Raw genomic sequence first — 2,523 nt, 5'->3', positions numbered from 1 at the left:
CAGGCCCCGCCGCCAGCGGCCTGCCCGCCCTGGGCGCCGCACGCACGGGGGGTTCCGCATGAGATTCCCCCCTTTTCTCGCCCTGTGGGGCGGCCCCATCGCCATGGCCTTGTTGTCGGCCACCGGCCTTGCCACGGCACTGGTGTCCGATACCTGGGGCGACTGGTGGTCGTGGGTGGGCCTGGGCGTGCCGGTGGCGTTGATGGGCTGGTGCTGCCGGCCCCGAGCGGCCACCAGAACGCCCACCCCCACGCCACGCGCCCACCCGCCGCACATGGCCGTCGAAGCCCCGACCCACATTCCTGAATGACTCACCTCCAGCACCTGCCAATGCCTCCCACCATGCGCCACACCCGTTGCACGACCCCATCCATACGCCATCCCGCCTGGGTGGCCACCCCGGGCGCCTTCGCGGCCGCCCTGCTGTTTGCCCTGACCGCTCAGGCAGCGCTCGGCCAGGCGGCCGCCGCAGAAGAAGGCCAGACGCTTTCCACCGTAACGGTCAAGGCCAGTGCCGACGCATCGGCCCAGGGACTGTCGCCCGCCTATGCGGGCGGCCAGGTGGCCCGGGGCGGCCGCGCGGGCATTCTGGGCACGCGCGATGCCATGGAGACGCCGTTCTCCATCACCAGCTACACCAATGAACTCATCCAGGACCGCCACGCCCGCAGCGTAGGCGACGTGCTGCAGAACGACCCCACCGTGCGCGTGGCGCGGGGCTTTGACAATTTCCAGGAGGCCTATTTCATTCGCGGCTTCATCCTGGATTCGGACGACACCGCCTACAACGGTCTGTACAGCCTGCTGCCGCGCCAGTACATCGCCACCGAACTGTTCGAGCGCGTGGAAGTGCTGCGGGGCGCTTCGGGATTTCTGAGCGGCGCCAGCCCCGGTGGCGGCGGCATCGGCGGCAGCATCAACCTGCTGCCCAAACGCGCGCCCAATGAGCCGCTGAACCGCGTGACCTTTGGCGTGGGCAGCGGCGGCCAGACCCAGGTGGCGGCCGACATCGCCCGCCGCTTCGGGCCGGACGGCAGCACCGGCATCCGCGTGAATGCGGCCTCGCACCAGGGCGGCACCGCCGTGGATGACGAAGACGCGCGGCTCGGCCTGCTGGCCGTGGGCCTGGACTGGCGCAGCCGCGACGTACGCCTGTCGGGCGACATCGGCTGGCAGGACCACAAGCTCCAGCGCACCCGCACCAACGTGACCCTGGGCCCCACCGTCACCAGCGTGCCTGCGGCCCCCGACAACCAGACCAATTTCGCCCAGCCCTGGAGTTACACCAACGAGCGCGACACCTTCGGCACGCTGCGCGGCGAATGGGACATCAGCGCCAGTGTGACCGCCTGGGCCGCCGCCGGCGCGCGCCGCAGCGAAGAAGCCAACTCGCTGGCCAACCTGACAGTGAGCAATGCGTCAACGGGCGCCGCCACCACCTACCGTTTCGACAACACCCGCAAGGACAGCGTGAACACCGGCGAACTCGGCCTGCGCGGCAAGCTGCAAACGGGCAGCGTGGGGCACGAATGGGTGGCCGTGGCATCGGCATTCAACGCCGAGAAGAAAAATGCCTATGCCATGGACTACGCCAACACCCAGGCCACCAACCTGTATGGCCCCGTGGCCAGCAACCTGCCAGCCTTCAGCGCCAATGCGTTTCGTGGCGGCGACCTGGCCAACCCACTGCGCACCGGCACCACGCGCCTGACGAGCTTCGCAGTGGGCGACACCCTTGCGCTCATGGACCAGCGTCTGCTGCTCACGGCCGGCCTGCGCCACCAGAAGATCGACATCGGCAACTACGCCTACGGCACCGCCGCACTCACCGACCGCTACGAACAAAGCCGCACCAGCCCACTGCTGGCGGGCGTGTTCAAGCTGGACAAGCGCGTGTCGCTCTATGCCAACTACGTGGAGGGCCTGAGCCAGGGGCAAGCCGCGCCCAGCACCGCCGCCAACCGGGGCGAGATGCTCAAGCCCTATGTGGCCAAGCAAAAGGAAGTGGGCGTGAAGGTCGACGCTGGCCGCGTGGGTGGCAGCCTGGCCTTCTTCAGCACCGACAAGCCCCGCGCCTACCTGGACAGCAACAACGTCTTTGGCACCAACGGCAAGGACCGCCACCAGGGCCTGGAGCTGGCCGTGCAGGGTGAAGCCGCCAAGGGCCTGCGCCTGCTGGGCGGCCTGACCTGGCTGCGCGCGCAGCAGCAGGCCACCGGCTCGGCCGCGACTGACGGCAAGCGCGTGATTGGCGTGCCCCAACTGCAAGCCAACCTGGGCGCCGAATGGGATGTGCCCGGCGTACCCGGCCTGGCCCTGGACGGCCGCGTGGTGCACACCGGCACCAGCTATGCCAATGCCACCAACACCCTGCGCGTGCCCGGCTGGAGCCGCCTCGACGTGGGCGCCCGCTACCTCACCGAGGTGCAGGGCCGCCTCGTCACGCTGCGCGCCCGCATCGACAACCTCACCAACCGCAGCTACTGGGCCTCGGCGGGCGGGTACCCCGGCCAGGGGCTACCT

Annotated in this window: 2 protein-coding genes; both read left to right on the top strand. The window is 69.6% G+C overall.

Features of this window, described 5'->3' with window-relative positions:
• Positions 1 to 58: 58 nt before the first annotated feature.
• Positions 59 to 310, top strand: coding sequence for a hypothetical protein (locus tag ACDELDRAFT_RS21305; RefSeq protein WP_005800343.1), 252 nt, complete (start codon positions 59 to 61; stop codon positions 308 to 310).
• 32 nt (positions 311 to 342) lie between these two features.
• On the top strand, positions 343 to 2,523 hold a 2,181-nt coding region (locus ACDELDRAFT_RS21300; protein ID WP_050784222.1), incomplete at its 3' end, for a TonB-dependent receptor.

This window comes from Acidovorax delafieldii 2AN, assembly GCF_000175235.1.
GTDB classification, from domain to species: domain Bacteria; phylum Pseudomonadota; class Gammaproteobacteria; order Burkholderiales; family Burkholderiaceae_C; genus Acidovorax; species Acidovorax delafieldii_B.
This window is presented reverse-complemented; position numbering and strand designations above follow the sequence as displayed.

What these genes read in the sequence shown, in the direction of transcription:
- ACDELDRAFT_RS21305 (WP_005800343.1), top strand. Translation starts at nt 59, where the DNA reads ATGAGATTCCCCCCTTTTCTCGCCCTGTGGGGCGGCCCCATCGCCATG.